The following is a 21,705-nucleotide window of genomic DNA, read 5'->3' as shown; positions in this document are numbered from 1 at the left end:
ACCGAGTAATTCCTCCACCGAGGGCACGTCGACGATCGCAGGTGACTTTGATGGACGACTGGCGAGACCACGCCGCCTGCCGCCATGAGGACCCCGACCTCTTCCATCCGATCGGCACGTCCGGGCCGACCCTGATGCAGACCGAGGAGGCGAAGGCCGTGTGCCGGCGCTGCCCGGTACGGGAGCCGTGTCTGCGCTTCGCGCTGGACATGGAGCAGTCCACCGGGATCTGGGGCGGCACGAGCGAGACGGACCGGCGGGCCCTGCGCCAGCGCGCCGGCTGAGCGGGGGGACCGCCCGGTCCCCTCACTCGGGCGGTTCCCCGGCGGGCAGCCGCAGCGTGAACACCGCGCCCTCCCCCGGCGCGCCGGCCGCCTCGACCGTGCCCCCGTGCGCGGCGGTCAGCTGCCGCACGATCGGCAGTCCGAGCCCGCTGCCTCCCGTACGGCGGCTGCGGGACTTCTCCGCGCGCCAGAACCGCTCGAAGACATGCGGCAGATCCTCCGGCACGATCCCGGTCCCGGTGTCGGCGACCTCCAGCACCGCCTCGTCGCCGTCCCGCCCGGCGGAGAGCGTGACCGTACCGCCGGACGGGGTGTGCCGCAGCGCGTTGGACACCAGGTTGCCCAGCGCCTGACGCATCCGGACGGGGTCGGCGTCCAGCCAGGGCGTTTCCCGCACGGCGGTGCGCAGCGTGACACCGGCCGTGTCGGCCGCGACCTGGTGGGCGGCGGCGACCTGGCCGAGGAGTTCGTCGGCGCGGACGGGCTCACGGTGCAGGCGCAGGGTGCCCGCGTCGGCGGCGGCGAGGTCCTGCAGGTCGTCGATGACCCGCTGCAGGACCAGCGCCTCCTCGTGCAGCGAGGCCAGCAGGGCGGGGTCCGGGTCGACGACGCCGTCCCGGGTGACCTCCAGCCAGCCCCGGATGTTGGTGAGCGGGCTGCGCAGCTCGTGCGCGATGTCGCTGACCATGGCCTTGCGCTGCGCCTCCAACCGCTCGCGGCGCTCGCTGAGTTCGTTGAAGGCGGCGGCGAGGACCCCCGTCTCGTCCCGGGTGGTGACGGGCACCCGCACATGCCGTTCGGGCGGCTCCTGGGCGGCGGCGGTCAGCGCGCGCAGCGGCCGGACCAGCCGCGTGGCGACCACCGCGGAGACCACGACGGTCACGGCGAGCACCAGCCCGGCGACGCCGACCACCTTCGCCTTGTTGACCGGTGACATGTCGAAGCGGACGGCGGTGGTGTCGCCACCGCCCAGGAACAGCTCCGCCACGGGAGCGACGTACGGGTCGAGTTGGGCCCGGCGGGCCTCGTCGACGCAGCGCTGTGCGGAGCCCTCGCCCCGCTGCTCGCCGCGGACGGACGGTTTGTTCGTGAGGTACCGGGGAGTGAGGCCGAGGCCGGTGACGTCGACGCCGATGGCATGCGGCGCCCGCCCCGCCGCGCCCTGCTTCCCCAGGCAGGCGGTGATACGGGTGGAGAGGTCGCCGAGGGCCTCGTCCTCGGTCGGGGTGGGGGTGTTGAGCCGTCCGTCGGCGCACTCCTCGGGGACCGTGCCGCCCGCGACGGGCCCGTCGTGGTCGGTGACGACCGGCCGGCCGCTCGGCGCGCGCACGATCACGGTGTCGTAGCCGTTGCGGGCGAAGCACTTCCGTCGCTGCCCGGCGAGCACGTCCAGCTTGGCCCGTTCGGCGGCGCTGAGCCGGTACGGGCCCACGGCCCGTGGGTCGACGCCGGTCCGCTGGGCGCCGCGCTCGGTGAAGGTGTCGACGCGCAGCGGGTCGACGGTGGCGGCGGCGCGCGGGGGCAGCGGGGTGCCGGATGCGGCCGAGTCCGCGACGACCGTACGGTCCCGGGTGGTCAGGGCGATCCGCCGGCCGGTGCGGTCGGCCAGCTCCCGTACGGTCCCTTCGACGCCCCGCCAGTCGGCGTGGGTCGCCGCGTATCCGCTGAGCCGGGCGAGGACGTCCATGTCCTCGGCGAGGACCTGCCCCTGCTCCTCGCGCAGCGCCCGGGTGGTGGTCGCCACCGCCAGCCAGGCGGTCGCCGCGACCGAGCAGACGGCGATCAGCACCGAGGCGACCAGCAGCCGGACCAGCAGGCGCTTGCGCCACGGGATGGGCCGGTTCATCCACGGCCCCCGCTGAGCTTGTAGCCGACGCCGAACACGGTCAGCAGGCGCGCGGGCCGGCGCGGGTCGGCCTCGATCTTCCTGCGCAGATTCATGATGTGGACGTCGACGGCCCGTTCGGTGGAGGCCCGGTCGGTGCCCCGGGTGCACTCCAGCAACTGCCGCCGGGAGAAGACCCGTTCGGGTTCGGCGGCCATGGCGAGCAGGATCTGGAACTCGGCCGGTGTGCACTCCACCGGCGTCCCGTCGCACCGCACCTCGTGCCGGACCGGGTCGACGCTGATCCCGGCGGCCCGGACGACGGGGTCCTCGCGCCGGCCGTCGGCGCGGCCGCCGCGCCGCAGGACGGTACGGATGCGGGCCATCAGCTCGCGGGGGCTGTACGGCTTGGTCATGTAGTCGTCGGCGCCGAGTTCCAGGCCGAGCAGGACGTCGTCCTCCGCGGACCGGGCCGTCAGCATCAGCACCGGGATGTCCGGGTCGTTGTCGCTCCGGCGCAGCACCCGGCAGACGCCGAAGCCGTCGATCACGGGCAGCATCAGGTCCAGGACGACGAGGTCGGGCCGCAGTCTGCGGGCGGCGTCGAGGGCGGCCGGCCCGTCGTGGACCACGGTCGCGGTGTGGCCCTCCGCGAGCAGGGAGCGCCGTATCAGCTCGGCCTGCATCGTGTCGTCCTCGGCCACCAGTACATGTGCGCACACGCGGCGGATCCTAAGCGGTCGGCGGGTACGGTCGGCGGGGGCGGTCAGCGGGCGAGCGAGGCGGCGTCGCCCATGACGACGACGGGGTGCCGGCCGGGGTCGAGCGTCCGCAGCAGGGCGCGCATGTGCGTGCGGGAGAGGCTGACGCAGCCCTGGGTGGGGCCGCCGTGGTCGACGTGCAGCCAGATCCCTCCGCCGCGCCCAGCGGCCGGGTCCAGTCGAGCGGGGTGGTGCCGGGCCGGCGGTTGTAGTCGATGGCGATGACGTAGTCGAAGGAGCCGGCGAGGGGTTCACCCTCGAAGCCGGTGCCGGTGGCGGTGAAGCCGCGCCCCTGGTCGTACGGCAGCCTCGTGCCGGGGTCGGGCCGCAGCCCCCCGGCGTCGCTGAGGGTGAACACGCCGACGGGTGAGCGCAGATCGCCGGCGCGGTGGTGGTCGGTCCAGCCGCGCAGCGCGTTGTGGGCCGGCCAGCGCTCGCCGGCCTTCCACCCGGTGCCGGTGCGTTCGTACAGGACGACGTCGGAGCGGGCGGAGTCCCTGCCGTGTCCCGTGACGACGACGGCCTGCCGGGCCTCGGCCGGGACCTGGGCCAGGGTCGTCGGGCCGAGGCCGGGGAGCTGCCGTGGGAGGGGGGTCGCCGTGGCGGTGGGCCGGGACGGGGCGGTCGTGGTGCGGTGGGGTGCCGGGGGCCTGTCGCCGGTCGTCGCCACCGCTCCGGTGCCGCATCCGGTCAGCAGCAGGGTGGTGGCCAGCAGGACGACTCGGGGCTTGTGCGGGATCATGTGACGACCCTGACGGACAGGTGTGAGGAACTCGTCAGGTCGCACACGGCGTGTCCGGCGCCGTCGCCCGTCCGAGAGAAAGGCCGGTCATGAGCGTTCGCGTCCGCCGCGTCCACGAGCCGCCCGAGCCGGGGGACGGTGTGCGGGTGCTGGTCGACCGGCTGTGGCCGCGCGGTCTGTCCAAGGAGGCGGCCGGGGTCGACGAGTGGCCCAAGGCCCTCACCCCGTCGACGGAGTTGCGCCGCTGGTACCACGCGGGCGAGGGCTCCTACGAGGAGTTCGCGGGCCGGTACGAGGCCGAGCTGGACGCGCCGGAGGCGGCCGATCTCCTGGCCCGGCTGCGCGAGACGGCGGGCGAGAAGGACGTGACGCTGCTGACGGCGTCGAAGACGCCGGAGACGAGTCACGCGGCCGTGCTGGCCCGCCTCCTGGAGGCGTGACGCCCGGGAGACGGGCCGGACCCAGCCCACTGCCGGGCCCAGCCCACTGCCAGGCTCAGCCCACCTGGCGGGCCGCCGCGCGTCCTGCCGCGCGTCCGGAGAAGAGGCAGCCCCCGAGGAAGGTCCCTTCCAGGGCGTTGTAGCCGTGGACACCGCCGCCGCCGAAGCCGGCGACCTCTCCGGCCGCGTACAGGCCGTCGATGGGGGTGCCGTCGGTGGCCAGGGCGCGTGAGTCCAGGTCGGTCTGGATGCCGCCGAGGGTCTTGCGGGTCAGGATGTGCAGCTTGACGCCGATGAGGGGGCCGGCCGCGGGGTCGAGGATGCGGTGCGGGGTGGCGACGCGGCCGAGGCGGTCGCCGATGTAGCGGCGGGCGTTGCGGATGCCCTGGATCTGGGCGTCCTTGCTGTAGGAGTTGCCGATCTGCAGATCGCGGGCCTCGATCTGGCGCCGGACGGTCTCCGCGTCGAGCAGCGGCTTGTCCGTCAGCTGGTTCATCTTGTCGACCAGTTGCTCCAGGGTCGGGGCGGTGACGAAGTCGGCGCCGTGGCGCAGGAAGGCGGCGACCGGGCCGGGGGCGCCCTTGCCGAGGACGCGCTCCTTGAGGAACCCGGCGCGGTCCTTGGCGGTGATGTCGGGGTTCTGCTCGGAGCCGGAGAGGGCGAACTCCTTCTCGACGATCTTCTGGGTGAGGATGAACCAGGAGTGGTCGTATCCGGCGATGTCCGCGTCGGTGCGCAGATGCCGGAGGGTGCCCAGGGTGTCGTAGCCGGGCAGGCAGGGGTCGGGCAGCCGGCGGCCCAGGGCGTCGAACCACAGGGAGGACGGGCCGGGCAGGATGCGGATGCCGTGGCCGGGCCAGATCGGGTCCCAGTTCTGGATGCCCTCGGTGTAGTGCCACATGCGGTCGCGGTTGACGAGGCGGACGCCGGCCTCGGCGCTGATGTCGAGCATGCGGCCGTCGACGTAGGCGGGGACGCCGGTGACCATCTCGGTGGGCGGGGTGCCGAGGCGCTCGGGCCAGTACCGGCGGACGATGTCGTGGTCGGCGCCGATGCCGCCGGTGGTGACGACGACGGCCTGGGCGGTCAGTTCGAACTCGCCGACGGCGTCGCGGTTGGAGGCGACTCCGCGCGGTGAGGTGTCGTCGGCCAGGACGGTTCCGCGCACGCCGCGTGCCGCGCCGCCCTCGACGACCAGCTCGTCCACCCGGTGGCGGTGGTGGAAGGTGAGCAGCCCGTCGCGCGCCGCCTGCTTCGCGTACCGCACGAAGGGCTCCACGACGCCGGTGCCGGTGCCCCAGGCGATGTGGAAGCGGGGCACCGAGTTGCCGTGTCCGTGGGCGCGCAGGTCGCCGCGCTCCGCCCAGCCGACGGTGGGCAGGAAGCTGATGCCGTGCCCGTCGAGCCAGCCGCGCTTCTCCCCGGCCGCCCACTCGACGTACGCGCGGGCCCAGCGCACCGCCCAGGAGTCCTCGTCCTCGAGCCGGTCGAAGCCCGCGCTGCCCTGCCAGTCGTTCCAGGCCAGGTCGAAGGAGTCCTTGATGCCGAGGCGCCGCTGCTCGGGCGAGTCGACGAGGAACAGCCCGCCGAAGGACCAGAAGGCCTGCCCGCCGAGGTTGGCGGCGTTCTCCTGGTCGACCAGGGCCACGCGGCGGCCCCGGCTGGTCAGCTCGTGCGCGGCGACGAGTCCGGCGAGTCCCGCTCCGACGACGATGACGTCGGCGTCCATGGCGACCGTCCCTTCCCTAGGCGGTGGTGCGCTGTCCGGTGGTGTCGCTGCCGTCGGTCAGCAGCGCGGTGAGCAGCCGGCCCAGCCAGGCGCGGGCGTGCTCGATGTCGCGGTCCAGCAGCAGCTGGGTCGTGACGCCGTCGTACGCGGCGACGACGGCGTGGGCGGCGCCGTCGGTGCCGCCGAGCACGGCGGGCAGTGCGGTATGGCCGCGGGCGCGGGCGAGCCGGTCGGCGATCGCGGCGCGCAGCCGGGCGCGGTGTTCGAGCAGGGTGGCGGCGACGGCGGGGTCCCGGGCGGCGTGCACCAGGAAGTCCGTCTTGACCAGCAGCCAGTCCCGGTCCAGGAGCAGCACCTCGGTGACCCGGTCCACGGCGGCGGGGACGTCGAGGCCGGGGCCGTCGACGGCGAGCGCCCCGGCGACCTGGTCGGCGATGAGGTCGGCGCGCTGCCGGTACAGGGCGAAGAACAGCTCGTCGAGGCTGTCGAAGTTGGAGTAGAAGGCGCCTCTGCTGTAGCCGGCGGCCTCACAGACCTCCTCGATGGAGACGTGTCCGAACCCCTTGGCGGCGAACACGGCGAACGCGGCGTCGAGCAGGTTGGCCCGGGTGCGGACACGGCGTCTGGTGACGCGCCTCGTCGTCTCCCCCACACCCATGCCGGACCTCCGTTCGATACGGGAATGTATCCGATACACCAACGTATCCAACAGGGGTGCGAAGCCGTCGCGGAGAAAGAGCGACCGCGCTATAGGAACAGATTTTCGATTAAGGGGTTACGCTGGATCCATGGCCACGCATCTCCAGGGCTCCCTGTTCGATCAGACCGACGAGCTGCGGCTCGGCTCCCTCGAAGGGATCCGCCGCACCCGGCTCACCCACGGCGCCTGGATCGACGTCCTGCCCGGCTGGCTCGGCGGGGCGGACGCCCTCTTCGAGCGGCTGGCCGCCGACGTCCCCTGGCGCGCCGAGCGGCGCACCATGTACGACCAGGTCGTCGACGTGCCCCGGCTGCTCTGCTTCTACGGCGCCGGCGACGCCCTCCCCCACCCCGTGCTGGACGAGGCGCGCGAGGCGCTGTCCGCGCACTACGCCGGGGAGCTGGGCGAGCCGTTCACCACGGCCGGGCTCTGCCACTACCGTGACGGCCGCGACAGCGTCGCCTGGCACGGGGACCGGATCGGGCGCGGCTCCCGGCAGGACACCATGGTCGCCATCCTGTCCGTGGGCGCGCCCCGGGACCTGCTGCTGCGGCCCGCGGGCGGCGGCGGCGAGACGGTCCGCCGGCCGCTCGGGCACGGCGACCTCATCGTGATGGGCGGCTCCTGCCAGCGGACCTGGGAGCACGCCGTCCCCAAGACGACCCGGGCCACGGGACCGCGCATCAGCGTGCAGTTCCGGCCGCACGGCGTGCGCTGAGGCGGAGAGGCGGCCGACCGAGGCGCACGCACGGGGGGCCGCCTCCGGCGGACGGTGCCGGAGGCGGCCCTTCCTCTGGGCGCGGGCAGGCCGGGTCGCCACACTGGGCCGGATGAGCGCCAAGCCGCCCGTGCCCGAAACCGCGTCCCGGCGCACCGAACTCGACACGCTCCGCGTGTGCGTCGTGCTCGGTCTCGTCCTCTTCCACTCCGCGCTCGTGTTCTCCCCGGACGACGACTTCTACGTCAAGAACGCGCGCACCACCGACGTGGTGACCGTGCTCGCCGGGTTCGGGGTCGTCTGGGCCATGCCCATGCTGTTCCTGGTCGCCGGGCTCGGCTCCCGGCACTCGATCCGGCGGCGCGGCCCCGCCCGGTTCACCCGGGAGCGGCTGCTGCGCCTCGGCGTCCCCCTGGTCTTCGGCACGCTCGTGCTGTGCCCTCTCCCCCAGTGGCTGCGGCTGCGGGCCGCCGACGCCGGCTACGACGAGCCGTACTGGCGTTTCTGGCCGCGCTTCCTCACCGTCCGCCCGGACCCGGCCGACTTCCCGTTCGTGCTCGACGGGGAGCACTTCGAGACCGGGCATCTGTGGTTCGTCGTGCTGCTGCTCACGTTCAGCCTGCTGCTCGCCCCGGTGGCGGCACCGCTGGCGGCCCGGAGCGGGCGCTGGGCGAGCGTGGTGGAGCGCCGCCCCGCGCTGCTTCTGCTGCCGGCGCTGCCGCTCGCCGCGATCGACGCCTTCCTCGGTATGGAGGAGGGCTTCGCGGGCTGGAACCGCTGGGCGTACCTGGTGTTCTTCCTGGCCGGCTTCACGCTCGCGGACGACCCGCGCGTGAGGGCCGCCCTGCGGCGGCTGGCCGCGCCGGTGGGGGTCTGCGGACTCGTCCTGTTCGCCGGGACCGCGCCCGGATTCCTCGGTCTGGACGAGCCGTTCACCGAGGCGAGCCCCTTCGCGTGGGCGACGCGGGCGCTGTTCGGGGCGGCGGGCTGGTGCTGGGTCCTGGCCCTGCTCGGCCTGCTGGACCGGCCCCGCACCGCCCGGCAGCCGTCGCGCGCGCTGGTGTATCTGGGGGTGGCCGCGCTGCCGGTCTATGTGCTGCACCAGCCCGTGGTGGTCGCCGCCGCCTACGGCGTGGTGGGCCTGCCGGGGCCGATCGCCGTCAAGTACGCGCTGATCGTGGCCGGTTCCCTCGTGGCGGTCCTCGCCCTGTACGAGCTGCTGGTGAGACGGACGCGGCCGACGCGGTTCCTCCTGGGCATGCGCACCGCCGCCCCTCGGCCCGGTTCGTCACCTTGATCTGCTTTGCTGTGCACGTCGGTCACGGACCTCACCACGCGGGACGATCATGCGGGCGGATGTACGGCACATCGCGGACGGCACCTATCTGGTGCACGGAAGCAACACCAACTGGGTCATCCTCACCGAGGGAGAGGCGGTCACCCTGATCGACACCGGGTACCCCGGGGACCGGGCGGCGCTCCTCGCCTCGCTCGCCGAGGTGGGCAGCGCGCCGGAGGCGGTCCAGGCGATCCTGATCACGCACGCGCACACCGACCATCTGGGCAACGCCGAGCATCTGCGCGCCACGTACGGCACGCCGGTGTATCTGCACGAGGCCGAAGTGCCGCACGCGCGCCGGGAGTTCCTGCACCAGGTCGGCGTCGGGACCGTGCTGCGCAACGGCTGGCGGCCGGGTGTGCTGCCGTGGGCCGTGCACGCGCTGCGCTCCGGCGGCACCGCGCACGTCCCGGTCGCCTGCCCCGAGCCGTTCCCGCGCTCCGGTCCGCTGGACCTGCCCGGCAGGCCGGTCCCCGTGCACACACCCGGCCACACCGACGGCCACAGCGCCTACCACCTGCCCCAGGCGGGCGTCGTGATCTCGGGCGACGCCCTGGCCACCGGTCACCCCACCTCACGGATCGAGGGCCCGCAGCTTCTGCCGGCGATGTTCGACCTCGACCGGGACCGGGCCCTGGCCTCGCTGGACGTGTTCGAGAAGCTCGACGGGGACGTCCTGCTGCCCGGCCACGGCCCGGCCCACACCGGTTCCGTCCGGGACGCGGCCCTTCAGGCGCGGGAGCGGGCGCTCTAAGGTGAGGTGATCGATCACCGGACCGAGGACGGCTCATGGCACTCCAGATCAGCGCGACGAATCCGGAGCACCCGGCCCTCCTGCTGGAGCTGCCCTGGCAGGTGCCGCTGGAGGAGTGGCCGGAGGACCTCCTGGTCCCGCTGCCGCGCGGCATCTCCCGGCACATCGTGCGCTACGCGCGCGCCGGCGACGAGGTGATCGCCGTCAAGGAGCTCGCCCACCGCCCCGCCCTGCGGGAGTACGAACTGCTCCGTGACCTGGACCGGTTGGGCATCCCGGCGGTCGATCCGCTGGCCGTGGTCACAGGCCGTACGGACGCCGCCGGCGACCCGCTGGAGTCCGTTCTGGTCACCCGGCATCTGGGCGGCTCGCAGCCGTACCGGTCGATGTTCGAGACGACGATGCGCCCGGCCACCATGCACCGGCTGATGGACGCGCTGGCCGTGCTGCTGGTCCGGCTCCATCTGGCCGGGTTCGCCTGGGGCGACTGCTCGCTGTCCAACACGCTCTTCCGGCGGGACGCCGGCGCCTACGCGGCGTATCTGGTGGACGCCGAGACCGGCGAGCTGCACCAGCGGCTCAGCGTCGGGCAGCGCGACTACGACCTGGATCTGGCCCGTGTCAACATCAGCGGCGAGCTGCTGGACCTGGAGGCGTCCGGGGCGCTGCACCCCTCCGTGGACCCGATCGAGTTCGGCGCCGAGATCTGCGCCCGCTACCGGTCCCTGTGGGAGGAGCTGACCCGCACCTCGGTGTACCCGGCGGGCAAGTACCACTACATCGAGCGCCGGATACGCCGGCTGAACGACCTCGGCTTCGACGTCGCCGAGATGCAGATCGGCCAGACCGGCGACGGCGCCTCGGTCACCTTCGTGCCCAAGGTCGTCGACGCCGGCCACCACCAGCGGCAGCTGCTGCGGCTGACGGGCCTGGACGCCGAGGAGAACCAGGCCCGCCGGCTGCTGAACGACCTGGAGAGCTGGATGGCCACCCAGGACGACCACGCCGACGGCGCCCGCCCCGAGGTCCTCGCCCACCGCTGGGTGCGCGACGTGTTCCGGCCGACCGTGCGGGCGGTGCCGCCGGAGCTGCGCGGCGCCATGGACCCGGCCGAGATCTACCACGAGCTTCTGGAGCACCGCTGGTACCTGTCGGAGCGGGCGCAGCGCGACATGGACTGGGACACGGTCGTCGAGGACTACATCACGACGATCCTGCCCAGGGCCCGCGAGACGCTGCAGCCGACCACGGCCGACTGACTCAGGCGTGCGGCACCACGGCGACCGGGCACGGCGCGTGGTGCAGGACACCGGACGCCACCGAGCCGATCCTGGCGCCCACGGCCGTGCGCCGGGCGCGCCGGCCCACGACGACCAGCTGGGCGCGGGCCGCGACCGACAGCAGCACCTGCCCGGCGCTGCCCATCTCGACGTGCTCGACGACGTGCACGTCCGGGAATCGCTCCCGCCACGGCCGCAGCGCCTCCGCCAGCGCCTTCTTCTCGTACGGCTCGAGACCACCGGCCTCGTCGAGGAGCTTCAGGGAGCCGGGGCTGTAGGCGAACAGCGGCGGCAGCGTCCAGGCCCGGACGGCGCGCACGGTGGCGCCGCGCGCCGCCGCCGTCTCGAAGGCGAACTCCAGGGCGCCGGCGCTGTCGTCCGCGTCGCCCTGCTGGCCCACGACGATGTCGTGCCCGGCGACCTCGGCCGAGGCCTGGTCGTCGGCCCGGACCAGGACGACGGGCCGCTCCGCCTCGGCGACGACCTGCTGGCCGACCGAGCCGAGCAGGAAGCCGACGACCGCGGCCCGGCCGCGGGTGCCGAGCACCAGCATCTCGGAGGCGGCCGTGGCGGCGAGCAGCGTCTCGACGGAGCCGCCGTCGACGACCTCGGTGGTGACGTCCAGCCCGGGGTACCGCTCGGTGACCGACCGCGCGGCCTCCGCCAGCCCCTCCCGCGCCCAGCCGGCCTGCGTGTCCGCGTCGACGTCGGCCATCGCCTCGTGCTCGTGGAACCGCCAGGCGTGCACCACGCGCAGGGCGAGCCCCCGGCGGACCGCCTCCCGGGCGGCCCAGGCGAGCCCCGCGAGACTCTCCTCCGATCCGTCCACCCCTGCCGTGATCGGGCGCGTCATCGCTGTTGCCTCCTGATGTCGTGGTGACGTCCGTCAGGCCCAGTCTTCACCACCCCTCCACCCCCGGGGCGCGGCGGGGCGGCCGCCGCGTACCTGAGCGAACCGCGCGGATCGAACATACGATGGCCGGGAGTCGACTCGGCGGCAGTGCCTCGTGGACACCCGCCGCCTCGTCGAGAACGACGCCCGGGGTGGGAGACGTATGACTCAGGCCGCCGACGCAGCGCGGACCGTCATCCTGACCGTGGACGACGACCCGGGGGTCTCCCGGGCCGTCGCCCGTGATCTGCGCCGGCGCTACGGCGAGGCGCACCGGATCGTGCGGGCCGAGTCCGGCGAGTCCGCGCTGGAGGCGCTGCGCGAGCTGAAGCTGCGCGGCGACCTCGTGGCGGTGATCCTGGCCGACTACCGGATGCCGCAGATGAACGGCATCGAGTTCCTCGAACAGGCCCTGGACGTGTACCCGGGGGCCCGGCGGGTGCTGCTGACCGCGTACGCCGACACCAGCGCGGCGATCGACGCGATCAACGTCGTGGACCTCGACCACTATCTGCTCAAGCCGTGGGACCCGCCCGAGGAGAAGCTGTACCCGGTCCTCGACGACCTGCTGGAGGCGTGGCGGCGCAGCGACTACCGGCCGGTGCCCAGCACCAAGGTGGTCGGGCACCGCTGGTCGGCGCGGTCCTCGGAGGTACGGGAGTTCCTGGCCCGCAACCAGGTGCCGTACCGCTGGTACTCGGCGGACGGCCCGGAGGGACGGCGGCTGCTGGCGGCGGCGGAACAGGACGGGCAGCGGCTGCCGCTGGTGGTGACCCCGGACGGCACCCCGCTGGTGGCGCCCGAGGCTCCGGAGCTGGCCGCGAAGGTCGGGCTCGCCACCACGCCGACCGCCGACTTCTACGACCTGGTCGTCATCGGCGGCGGTCCCGCGGGGCTCGGCGCGGCCGTGTACGGGGCGTCGGAGGGGCTGCGGACGGTGCTGGTGGAGCGGTCGGCGACCGGCGGGCAGGCCGGGCAGAGCTCGCGCATCGAGAACTATCTGGGGTTCCCGGACGGGGTGTCGGGCGCGCAGCTCACCGACCGGGCCCGGCGGCAGGCCGCGCGGTTCGGCGCGGAGATCCTCACCGCGCGCGAGGTGACGGGCCTGGAGGCGTGCGGCGCGGCGCGGGTGGTGCGGTTCTCGGACGGGTCGGCGGTCTCCGCGCACAGCGTGATCCTGGCGACGGGTGTCACGTACCGGCAGCTGATGGCGCCGGGCTGCGACGATCTCACCGGGTGCGGGGTGTACTACGGGTCGGCGCTGACGGAGGCCCCCGCCTGCCAGGGCCAGGACGTGTACATCGTGGGCGGGGCCAACTCGGCCGGGCAGGCGGCGATGTATCTGTCGCGGGGCGCCAAGTCGGTGACGCTGCTGGTGCGCGGCGAGTCGCTGGCGGCGTCCATGTCGTACTACCTGATCCAGCAGATCGAGGAGTCGCCGAACATCTCGGTGCGGACCCGGACGGTCGTCGACGAGGCGCACGGATCCGAACATCTGGAGCAGCTGACGCTGCGCGACCTGGACAGCGGGCGGACCGACCGGGTCGACGCGCAGTGGATGTTCGTGTTCATCGGCGCGGCCCCGCTGACGGACTGGCTGGACGGGACGGTGCTGCGCGACCGGCGCGGCTTCATCCTGGCGGGACCGGACCTGACGGAGGACGGGCGGCCGCCGGCGGGCTGGGAGCTGGACCGGCCGCCGTACCACCTGGAGACCAATGTGCCCGGGGTGTTCGTGGCGGGCGACGCCCGCTCGGAGTCCGCGAAACGGGTCGCGTCCGCCGTCGGAGAGGGAGCCATGGCCGTCATGCTCGTCCACCGGTATCTGGAGCAGTCATGAGCGAGGCGTGTCTGCCGTGCGAGCCCGCGGAGATCGGTTCGCTGTTCCTGTTCGAGAAGCTGACGCCGGAGCAGCTGGGCCGGCTGTGCGAGGCGGGCAGGGTGGAGCGGTACGAGCCGGGGCCCGTCTACACCGAGGGCGAACCGGCCACCTGCTTCTACGTGATGATCGAGGGCACGGTGGTGCTGTACCGCCGGGTCGGCGGCGACGACGTGGAGGTCACCCGCACCTCGCAGCGCGGGGTGTACGCCGGGGCCATGCAGGCGTACCTCGGCGACCGGGTGCGGCAGGTCTACAACAACTCGCTGCGGGTCACGGAGCCGACGCGGTTCTTCGTGCTGCCCTCCGACACGTTCGCGGCCATCATGCAGGAGTGGTTCCCGATGGCCGTGCATCTGCTGGAGGGGCTGTTCTTCGGTTCGAAGAGCGCCCAGCAGGCCATCGGGCAGCGTGAACGGCTGCTCGCGCTCGGCTCGTTGTCGGCGGGGCTCACGCACGAGCTCAACAACCCGGCCGCGGCGGCCGTACGGGCCACGGAGGGGCTGCGGGAGCGGGTCGGCAAGATGCGGCGCAAGCTCGGCATCATCGCGCAGGGCACCTACTCCCCTGAGGTGATGGCGAACCTGATCGAGATGCAGGAGCGCACCGCGGAGCGGGTCGCCAAGGCGCCCGCGCTGAGCCCGCTGGAGGCCGCGGACCGGGAGGACGCGCTCACCGACTGGCTGGACGACCACGACATCCCGGAAGGCTGGCGGATCGCGCCGACCTTCGTGCAGGCCGGTGTCGACGCGGACTGGCTGGACCAGGTGGCGGCGGCGGTCGACGAGGACATCCTGCCGAACGCGATCGGCTGGCTGAACTACACCGCCGAGACCGAGCTGCTGATGGACGAGATCAAGGACTCCACCGCCCGGATCTCGCATCTCGTCGACGCGGCCAAGCAGTACTCCCAGCTGGACCGGGCGCCCTTCCAGAACGCCGACGTGCACGAACTCCTCGACAGCACCCTGCTGATGCTGTCCGGGAAGATCGGTTCGCGGATCGAGGTCGTCAAGGAGTTCGACCGGACGCTGCCGAAGATCCCGGCGTACCCGGCGGAGCTCAACCAGGTGTGGACGAACCTCGTCGACAACGCGGTCTCCGCGATCAACAGCGCGGGCGGCGAGGGGACGCTGACCGTGCGGACGGCCCGGGAGAACGACCGGCTGCTCGTGGAGTTCCGCGACACGGGGATCGGCATCCCGGCGGAGATCCGCGACCGGATCTTCGATCCCTTCTTCACGACGAAACCCGTGGGCGAGGGCACCGGCCTCGGCCTGGACATCTCCTGGCGGATCGTGGCCGACAAGCACCACGGCGCCATCCAGGTGCGGTCCGAGCCGGGCGACACCCGGTTCCAGGTGCTGCTGCCGCTCACCACCGAGGAGGTCACATGACCGGCATCGACGGCGTCGACCCGAGCGTGCCGCCGAGCGGCAGCGGCTGCGGCGAATGCGACGCGGCGGGCGGCTGGTGGTTCCATCTGCGGCGGTGCGCGCAGTGCGGGCACGTGGGGTGCTGCGACAGCTCCCCCGCGAAGCACGCCACCGCGCACTTCCGGGAGACCGGGCACCCCGTGGTGCAGAGCTTCGAGCCGGGCGAGACCTGGTACTGGAACTACGCGACGGACGAACTGTTCGAGAAGGGGCCGGATCTGGCGCCCCCGGAGAGCCATCCGGCCGGGCAGCCGGCGCCGGGTCCCGAGGGGCGGGTGCCGGCGGACTGGGCGAAGAGGCTGCGCGGCTGAGCCCCCGCCGGAAAAGCCGGGGGCCGTGCGCGGGGCTGGTGGCAGGATGTGTGCGTGCCACAGCCCTCCTTCAGTACGCCGTTGATCGGCCGGAACCCCGAACTCGCCCGCCTGTCGGGGGTCCTGGAACGCGCCCGCGCCGGGGACGCCCGCGCGGTCCTGGTCGCCGGGGACGCCGGGGTGGGCAAGACACGGGTGCTGGGCGAGGCCGCGGGGCTGGCCGCCTCCGCCGGGACGACCGTGCTGACCGGGCACTGCGTCGACCTCGGTGACGTCGGGCTGCCGTATCTGCCGTTCACGGAGGTGGTGGGGACGCTGGCCGCCGACGAGCGGTTCGCGGACGTCCTCGCCGCCCATCCGGTGGTCGGCCGGCTGCTGGGGGGCGGTTCGGACGCCGTGCGGGACCGGCTGCGGCTGTTCGAGGGGTTCGCGGGGCTGCTCACCGACCTGGCGGACCGGGCGCCGGTGCTGCTCGTCGTGGAGGACCTGCACTGGGCGGACCAGTCGTCGCGGGATCTGCTGCGGTTCCTGCTCAGCCGGGGCACGCTCCAGCGGGCCGCGGGCGGCGCGCCCGGCCGACGGCTCGCCGTGCTGGCGTCGTACCGGGCGGACGATCTGCACCGCCGTCATCCGCTGCGGCCGCTGCTGGCCGAACTGGTGCGGCTGCCCGCCGTCGAGCGGCTCGAGGTGCGGCCCCTGGCCGATGTCGAGGTGACCGAGCTGGTGCGGGCCGTGCAGGACCGGCCGCTGCCGGACAGCACCGTGCGGCGGATCGTGGAGCGGGCCGAGGGCAACGCCTTCTACGCGGAGGAACTGGTCGCCGCCACCGACGGCGGGGGCGACGGGGTGCCGAGCGCGCTGGCCGACGTCCTGCTGATCCGGTTCGAGCAGCTGTCCGACACCGCCCAGCAGGTGCTGCGCACGGCGGCCGTCGCGGGGCGCCGCGTCGAGCACGACCTGCTGCGGGGCGCCGTGGGGCTGCCCGAGGACGAGCTGGAGGCGGCGCTGCGCGAGGCCGTCGGACGACAGCTGCTGCTGCCCGGCGACGGCGACACGTACGCGTTCCGGCACGCCCTCGCCCGGGAGGCCGTGTACGCGGATCTGCTCCCCGGCGAACGGGCCCGGCTGCACGGCGCGTTCGCCCGGCTGCTCGCCGGACGCGGCCGCTCCAGGGAGACCGCGGCGGAGCGCGCCCACCACTCCCGCGAGAGCCACGACCTGGCGGCGGCGCTGGCCGCCTCCCTCGAGGCCGCCGAGCACGCGCACCAGCTGGGGGCGCCCGCCGAGGAGCTGCGGCATCTGGAGACCGCCCTGGACCTGTGGGCGTCGGTCGAGCCGTCGGCGCGGCCCTCGGGCGAGGGCACGGACCGGGTGACGCTGACGCTGCGCGCGTCGGCGGCGGCCGCGCACGCCGGGGCCTCGCACCGGGCGGTCGCCCTCACCCGCTCCGCGCTCGCCGGCGTCCAGGACTCCGACCACGAGCTCGCCGCCCGGGTCCGGTACACGCTCGCCGGCAACCTGCTCGGCGTCGACAGCCTGACGGCGGCGTTCTCCTACAGCAGCGAGGCACTGGCCCTGATCCCGGCGGACCCGCCGTCGCGGACCTGGGTGTGGGCGGCGGCCACCCATGTCCTGGCGGCCCGCCAGGTCGGCGAGAACGAGACGGCGCTGCGGGTGGCCCGCCAGGCGCTGGCCGTGGCCGAGCGGCTCCAGGTGCCGGACGCCTGGGCGGATCTGCTGATCTCCCTGGCGGTGCTGGAGAGCGGCGGGCGCGGCACCCCCGAGGGCCGGGCACGGCTGCGGGAGGCCCGGGACGCGGCGCGCGGCGCCGGCAACGCGCCGGTGGAGCTGCGAGCCCTGTTCAACCTCGCCATCGGCTGCTTCGAGTCCGGTGAGCTGGAGGAGAGCGTGTCCTGGCTGCGGGAGGGCCTGGAGCGGGCCCGGCGCGCCGGGCTGTCGTCGTCACCGTATCCGCTGGAGATGCGGTATCTGCATCTGCTGGTGCTGTACACGCTGGGCCGCTGGGACGAGTGCGCGGCCTGCGCCGCCGAGGACGCCCCGGTGCTCCCGGCGGCGGGCGCGTTCGCGGCGGGCCCGGCGCTGTACGTCGCTCTCGCGCGCGGCGACGCGGACGTCGTGGAGCGGACGCGTCCGCTGGCGGAGGGGCCGTTCGACTGGATGGGCCGGCTGGTGGCGAGCATCGTGCTCACCGACGACGCGGCGCTGCGCGGCGACCCGGAGGCGGCGGTCGCGCGGATGCGTGCGGGGGTGGCCGATCTGACCGATGACGCGGGGACCCTGCCGGACGCCACGGTCCGGCTGGCCGCGCTCGCCCTCGCGGCCGTCGCCGACCGGGCCGCGACGCTGCGCCCGGGCGGTGACGCGGAGGAGCTGCGCCGGTGGACGGACCCGGCGACCGAACTGGTCGAGCTGGCGCGGACGACGGCCCACCGGGGCGCCGACGGCACCTCGCAGGGACCGGAGGGCAGGGCGTGGCTGGCGCGCGCGGAGGCGGAGTGGACGCGGGCGGTGTCCGGGCCGGACGCCGGGGCGTGGGCGAAGGCGGTCGAGGCGTTCGCCTCCGGCGACGGGTACGAGCGGGCGCGGTGCCGGCTGCGGCTCGCGGAGGCGCTGCTCGTGGCGGACGACCGGGAGGGCGCCGCGGCCGAGGCGGCGGAGGCCCGGCGGACGGCGGTACGGCTCGGGGCGGCCCCGCTGCTGGAGCGGGTGGACGCCCTGATCCGCCGGGGCCGGCTCGCGGAGCAGCGCGCGCCGGGCTCGTCCCCGCTGACGGCCCGGGAGCAGGACGTGCTGCGGCTCCTCGCCGCCGGCCGGAGCAACCGGCAGATCGGCGAGGAGCTGTTCATCGCCGGCAAGACGGCGAGCGTCCATGTCTCCAACATCCTCGCCAAGCTGGGCGCGGCGAGCCGTACGGAGGCGGTGGCGATCGCCTACCGGGAGGGCCTGATCGGCCGTGAGGAGGCCGTGGGCTGACCTCCCCGGTCGGAGATGCCGGTCAGAGATTCCGGTCAGGGCTCCCGGTCGCAGTCGAGCGCCGTCGGGTCGACGGCGTCGGCCATGGCCTGCATGCCCTTGTCGTTGGGGTGGAGGTGGTCGCCGCCGTCGAGGGCGGGCAGCATCCTCGCCGGGTCGTAGGGGCTGCGCAGGACGCGGTCGAAGTCGGTGACGGCGTCGAACAGCCCGCTCTCGCGCACGAACGCGTTGACCTCCTGCCGTACGGCCTCGGCGGCCGGGTCCCATTCGCCCCAGCCCTTGAAGGGGCCGACGGTGGCGCCGACGACGCACTTCCCGGCCGCGTGGGCCCGCTCGACGATCGTCCGGTAGCCCTCGATCATGTCCTCGGCCGTGACGCCGGAGTGCGCCTTGATGTCGTTGACGCCCTCGAAGAGGAACACGGTCCGTACGCCCGGCAGGGACAGGACGTCCCGGTCCAGCCGGTTCAGCGCGCTCTGCCCGGCGCCGTCGGCGAGGACCTTGTTGCCGGAGATCCCCTCGTTGGCGACGCCCTGCACGGGTGTGTCCATACGGTGCAGCCGGCGGGCGAGGTAGTCGGGCCAGCGGCGGTTGAGGTCGGTGCTGGACTGCCAGCCGTCGGTGATGGAGTCGCCGAGCGCCGCGACCGCGGCGGTGCCGGGCCGGGGCCGTACGGAGACGGCGTCCAGATACAGCCAGGAGCCGGTCGGTGTGGTCCAGGCGGCGCCGCTCTCCTCGGCGGTGTGGTCGCCGTCGGCGGTGTAGGAGGTCGCCATGGCCATCCCGTGGCCGGTGGCGGGTCCGGCCGCGTCCGGGCTGTGCAGGCTGACGACCAGGTCGGTGGCGGCGGGCAGCGAGCCGGGCAGCGGGTCGCTCCACGCGGTGGCGCCGGCCGGCAGGGTGACGGTGGGAGCGCCGCCGAAGGTGAGCCGCCGGTTGCTGCCCCGCCGCAGTTCGGCGCCCTGTCCGCGCAGGCCCGCGTGGACGCTGTCGAAGGTGATCGGCCGGTCGCCGAACGCGTTGGACAGCCGGATCCGCAGTCCCGCGCCGCCGACGCTGGTGTGCACGACGAGCCGGTGGCTGCGGCCCGCGACGCCGGTGCCGAGGGCGTCGGCGCTCGCCGCCCAGGTGACGACGTCGCGTGGGGCGGTGTCCGCCCGGGCGGGCGGGGCCGCGCAGACGAGCACCGCGAGCAGGGCGGCCGCCGCCGGAACCGCGCCCCTCACCGGGCGAGCCCGTCGATCGTGACGGAGGCACCCGGGCGCAGGGTGATCTGCCGGGTCCTGCCGTCGTGGGCGACGGTCGTGGTGCGCCCGCCGACGCTGCGGACGGTGACACGGGTCGGTTTCCCGTCCCGCCAGCGCAGGTCGACCTCGAAGCCGCCGCGCGCGGGGACGCCCTCGATACGGCCGGAGGCGGCCCAGGCGTCCGGGAGCGCGGGCAGCAGCTCGATGTGCCCGGGCCGGGAGTACAGCAGCATCTCGACCATGGCGGCGGGGGTGCCGAAGTTGGCGTCGATCTGGAAGATGCCCCGGCCGCGTTCCGCCTCGTAGATGTCGAAGAGGTTGGACGCGGTGCCGTTGCGGCCGTCGGTCGAGGGACGCAGGTTGTTCACGATCGACCGGTAGGCGTTCTCGGCGTTCTTCAAACGGGCCCAGCAGGCGCCGCGCCAGGCGTTGGCCCAGCCGAAGTTCTCCATGCCGCGCGCGGTGAGCAGGGCGGTGGCGCCCGCGACGAGGTCGGCCGGGGTGGAGCCGTCGGGGCGGATGCGGTCGCCGGGGAACAGATTGATCAGCGGGGACAGGTGCCGGTGCGTGGTCTCGCCGAGGTTGTCGGGGGACATCCACTCCTGGAGCCAGCCGGTGGTGGGGCTGACCTCCGGCAGATACAGCTTGCGGCGCAGGGCGGCGACGGTGTCCGCGAACGCGCGGTCCCGGCCGAGTGCGGCGGCGGCCGTGCAGAAGTTCCCGAAGAGCGTCCAGACGACCTCCTGGGCGTAGGTGATGCCGCGGGCGTCCTGCGGGCCGTGTTCCGGGGACCAGTCGTGGTCGTCCACGAGCACCTCCTTCGAGGTGCCGGGGAGGGTCACGGCGAGCAGCCGCGCCTCCCAGAACTCGCAGGCGCCCTTGAGCAGCGGATAGATCTTTTCCAGGTAGGCGCGGGAGCCGGTGTACTCGTAGTGCTCCCAGAGGGTGGTGCAGAGCCAGGCGTTGCCGGCCGGGTGCCACCACCAGCCGCTGCCGCCGTAGGGGTTGGTGGAGAAGGCGACGGCCCAGCCGGCGGTCCTGCCGCTGGTGTTGCGGAAGCGGTTGCGCGGGTCGTCGAAGCGCCGACGGGTGACGTCGGTCCAGGCGGGGAGCTGGGCGAGGCAGTAGTCGGCGAGGGCGTCGAAGCAGGCCGACAGGCCCGTGCGGTCGGCCATCCAGTAGTTCATCTGGATGTTGATGTCGGTGTGGTAGTCGCCCATCCAGTCCGGGTCGTTGCCGTCCAGCCAAAGGCCCTGCAGGCCCAGGGGGAGGCTGTCGCGCGAGCCGCTGATCATGAGGTAGCGGCCGAACTGGAGGTAGGCCGCCTCGAGTTCGGGGTCGGGTTCGGCGTCGCGGGCGCGGGCGTGCAGCCGCTCCCAGGTGTCGAGGGCGCGCTGGTCGGCGGAGGACGTGCCGAGGGAGAGCCCGAAGCGGCCGTACAGGGCGCGGTAGTCGGCGACATGGGTGCGCCTCAGGGCGTCGGCGGGTACGGCCGCGGCGGCGCGGGCCTTGGCGCGGGCGAGGCGCTCGGGGTTCAGGGAGGGGTCGCGGAACCCGGCGGCGGCGTCGGGCGCGTAGTCGGTACCCGCACAGACGACGACGGTGAGGTCCTTGCAGCCGGCGAAGTCGACGCGGGTGCCGCGGACGGTGACCTTGCCGCCGGTGCCGCGGGCCTCGACGGCGGCGCCGTAGCGCAGTCCGTTGGGCAGGGCGGCCCCGAAGGACCCGGCGGTGTCCGGCTGTTCGCCGTGGGTGCCGGTGAGCGTGATGCTGCCGGTGTAGCGGCCACCGCCGCTCTGGGTGAAGCGCAGGACGATGACGTCGTCGGGGTGGCTGGCGTACATCTCGCGCCGGTAGGTGACTCCGGAGCGGACGTAGGAGCTGGTGACCAGGCCCTGTGCGAGGTCGAGGGTGCGGCGGTAGCCGTCGACGGCGCCGAGCTCGTGGTCGGGGAGGTCGACGGTGAGCTTGGCGAGCAGGGTGAAGGAGCCGAAGTCGCCGCGGCCGTAGGGGAACTGGCCGTCCTGGTCGAGGGTGTCGTTGAGGCCGCCGGTCCACATGGTGGCGTCGGTGATCAGCAGCAGTTCGCGGCCGGGGTCGTTGCTCGCGAGGGCGCCGATGCGGCCGTTGCCGACGGGCAGTCCCTGTTCGATCAGGGAGCCCTCGTCGGCGGGGGCCTGCCACCACAGCCGCTCGAGGGCCGCGTCGGCGGGCAGCGGGACCTCGGCGGGGCGGTCCGCGGGGGCGGCGGAGGCGGTGAAGGCGGGCAGGCCGCCGAGGGCGGCGGTGAGGCCCGCGGTGGTGGCCAGGGAGAGGACGCCGCGTCTGCTGGGGTCGTGCGGGCTGGGATGCATGGGGGCTCCGGGGTGCGTCC

General features: G+C 74.1%; 17 protein-coding genes and 1 pseudogene. 10 read left to right on the top strand and 8 right to left on the bottom strand.

Features of this window, described 5'->3' with window-relative positions:
- The first annotated feature begins 50 nt into the window (after window positions 1-50).
- A complete protein-coding gene (locus DC008_RS31925; protein ID WP_055624394.1) occupies window positions 51-284 on the top strand; it encodes a WhiB family transcriptional regulator in 234 nt (77 codons plus the stop codon).
- Window positions 285-306: 22 nt separating this feature from the next.
- On the opposite strand, the gene DC008_RS31920 is transcribed toward DC008_RS31925, so the two are convergent.
- From DC008_RS31920 to DC008_RS36125, 3 genes and pseudogenes are all read right to left on the bottom strand, one after another.
- Entirely contained in the window at window positions 307-2,130 is a 1,824-nt protein-coding gene (locus DC008_RS31920; protein WP_108709966.1) for a sensor histidine kinase, read from the bottom strand.
- Entirely contained in the window at window positions 2,127-2,831 is a 705-nt protein-coding gene (locus DC008_RS31915) for a response regulator transcription factor (protein WP_108709965.1), read from the bottom strand. Before DC008_RS31915 ends, DC008_RS31920 begins: the two co-directional genes overlap by 4 nt.
- A 44-nt stretch (window positions 2,832-2,875) precedes the next feature.
- Window positions 2,876-3,612, bottom strand: a pseudogene (locus tag DC008_RS36125) (L,D-transpeptidase family protein).
- A gap of 89 nt (window positions 3,613-3,701) precedes the next feature.
- Between DC008_RS36125 and DC008_RS31905 the strand changes: the two are divergent.
- The gene (locus DC008_RS31905; RefSeq protein ID WP_108709964.1) at window positions 3,702-4,052 is read left to right on the top strand and encodes a DUF488 domain-containing protein; all 351 of its coding nucleotides are present in this window, start codon (window positions 3,702-3,704) and stop codon (window positions 4,050-4,052) included.
- Window positions 4,053-4,107: 55 nt separating this feature from the next.
- Here DC008_RS31905 and DC008_RS31900 read toward each other — a convergent pair whose 3' ends face one another.
- Window positions 4,108-5,781 (bottom strand): FAD-binding dehydrogenase, encoded by a 1,674-nt coding sequence (locus tag DC008_RS31900; RefSeq protein ID WP_108709963.1) that lies wholly within the window; start codon window positions 5,779-5,781, stop codon window positions 4,108-4,110.
- A 16-nt stretch (window positions 5,782-5,797) separates the two neighbouring features.
- Window positions 5,798-6,439 carry a TetR/AcrR family transcriptional regulator gene (locus DC008_RS31895; RefSeq protein WP_108709962.1) on the bottom strand — a complete coding sequence of 214 codons (642 nt, stop codon included), beginning with the start codon at window positions 6,437-6,439 and terminating at the stop codon, window positions 5,798-5,800.
- Between the two features lie 130 nt (window positions 6,440-6,569).
- On the opposite strand from DC008_RS31895, the gene DC008_RS31890 reads away from it, so the two are divergent.
- The 4 genes from DC008_RS31890 to DC008_RS31875 all read left to right on the top strand — a co-directional run bounded on the left by DC008_RS31890 (window position 6,570) and on the right by DC008_RS31875 (window position 10,551).
- On the top strand, window positions 6,570-7,199 hold the full coding sequence (locus DC008_RS31890; protein ID WP_108709961.1) for an alpha-ketoglutarate-dependent dioxygenase AlkB: 630 nt from the start codon (window positions 6,570-6,572) through the stop codon (window positions 7,197-7,199).
- Window positions 7,200-7,311: 112 nt separating this feature from the next.
- On the top strand, window positions 7,312-8,496 hold the full coding sequence (locus DC008_RS31885; RefSeq protein ID WP_108709960.1) for an acyltransferase family protein: 1,185 nt from the start codon (window positions 7,312-7,314) through the stop codon (window positions 8,494-8,496).
- A 49-nt stretch (window positions 8,497-8,545) separates the two neighbouring features.
- Entirely contained in the window at window positions 8,546-9,292 is a 747-nt protein-coding gene (locus tag DC008_RS31880) for an MBL fold metallo-hydrolase (RefSeq protein WP_108709959.1), read from the top strand.
- A 35-nt stretch (window positions 9,293-9,327) separates the two neighbouring features.
- Window positions 9,328-10,551: a DUF4032 domain-containing protein gene (locus tag DC008_RS31875; protein WP_108709958.1), complete on the top strand. Its 1,224-nt coding sequence runs from the start codon at window positions 9,328-9,330 to the stop codon at window positions 10,549-10,551.
- A gap of 1 nt (window position 10,552) precedes the next feature.
- Here DC008_RS31875 and DC008_RS31870 read toward each other — a convergent pair whose 3' ends face one another.
- Window positions 10,553-11,425: a universal stress protein gene (locus DC008_RS31870; protein ID WP_108709957.1), complete on the bottom strand. Its 873-nt coding sequence runs from the start codon at window positions 11,423-11,425 to the stop codon at window positions 10,553-10,555.
- 202 nt (window positions 11,426-11,627) lie between these two features.
- On the opposite strand from DC008_RS31870, the gene DC008_RS31865 reads away from it, so the two are divergent.
- Genes DC008_RS31865 through DC008_RS31850 form a run of 4 tightly spaced genes read left to right on the top strand, consistent with a single transcriptional unit; the run spans window position 11,628 to window position 18,084 of the window.
- Window positions 11,628-13,304 carry an NAD(P)/FAD-dependent oxidoreductase gene (locus DC008_RS31865; protein ID WP_108709956.1) on the top strand — a complete coding sequence of 559 codons (1,677 nt, stop codon included), beginning with the start codon at window positions 11,628-11,630 and terminating at the stop codon, window positions 13,302-13,304.
- Window positions 13,301-14,740, top strand: coding sequence for an ATP-binding protein (locus tag DC008_RS31860; protein WP_108709955.1), 1,440 nt, complete (start codon window positions 13,301-13,303; stop codon window positions 14,738-14,740). The genes DC008_RS31865 and DC008_RS31860 overlap by 4 nt, the downstream gene beginning before the upstream one ends.
- Window positions 14,737-15,090: a UBP-type zinc finger domain-containing protein gene (locus tag DC008_RS31855; RefSeq protein WP_108709954.1), complete on the top strand. Its 354-nt coding sequence runs from the start codon at window positions 14,737-14,739 to the stop codon at window positions 15,088-15,090. Before DC008_RS31860 ends, DC008_RS31855 begins: the two co-directional genes overlap by 4 nt.
- A gap of 54 nt (window positions 15,091-15,144) precedes the next feature.
- Window positions 15,145-18,084: an ATP-binding protein gene (locus DC008_RS31850; RefSeq protein WP_108709953.1), complete on the top strand. Its 2,940-nt coding sequence runs from the start codon at window positions 15,145-15,147 to the stop codon at window positions 18,082-18,084.
- 35 nt (window positions 18,085-18,119) lie between these two features.
- Here DC008_RS31850 and DC008_RS31845 read toward each other — a convergent pair whose 3' ends face one another.
- Together DC008_RS31845 and DC008_RS31840 are read right to left on the bottom strand one after the other, a co-directional pair.
- Entirely contained in the window at window positions 18,120-19,310 is a 1,191-nt protein-coding gene (locus DC008_RS31845) for an SGNH/GDSL hydrolase family protein (RefSeq protein WP_108709952.1), read from the bottom strand.
- On the bottom strand, window positions 19,307-21,685 hold the full coding sequence (locus DC008_RS31840) for a glycosyl hydrolase family 95 catalytic domain-containing protein (RefSeq protein WP_108709951.1): 2,379 nt from the start codon (window positions 21,683-21,685) through the stop codon (window positions 19,307-19,309). The genes DC008_RS31845 and DC008_RS31840 overlap by 4 nt, the downstream gene beginning before the upstream one ends.
- Between the last annotated feature and the right edge of the window lie 20 nt (window positions 21,686-21,705).

It is taken from the genome of Streptomyces nigra, assembly GCF_003074055.1.
Taxonomy (GTDB): Bacteria; Actinomycetota; Actinomycetes; order Streptomycetales; family Streptomycetaceae; genus Streptomyces; species Streptomyces nigra.
The sequence above is the reverse complement of the archived record's forward strand: the minus strand, read 5'-3'. Positions and strand labels throughout refer to the sequence as shown.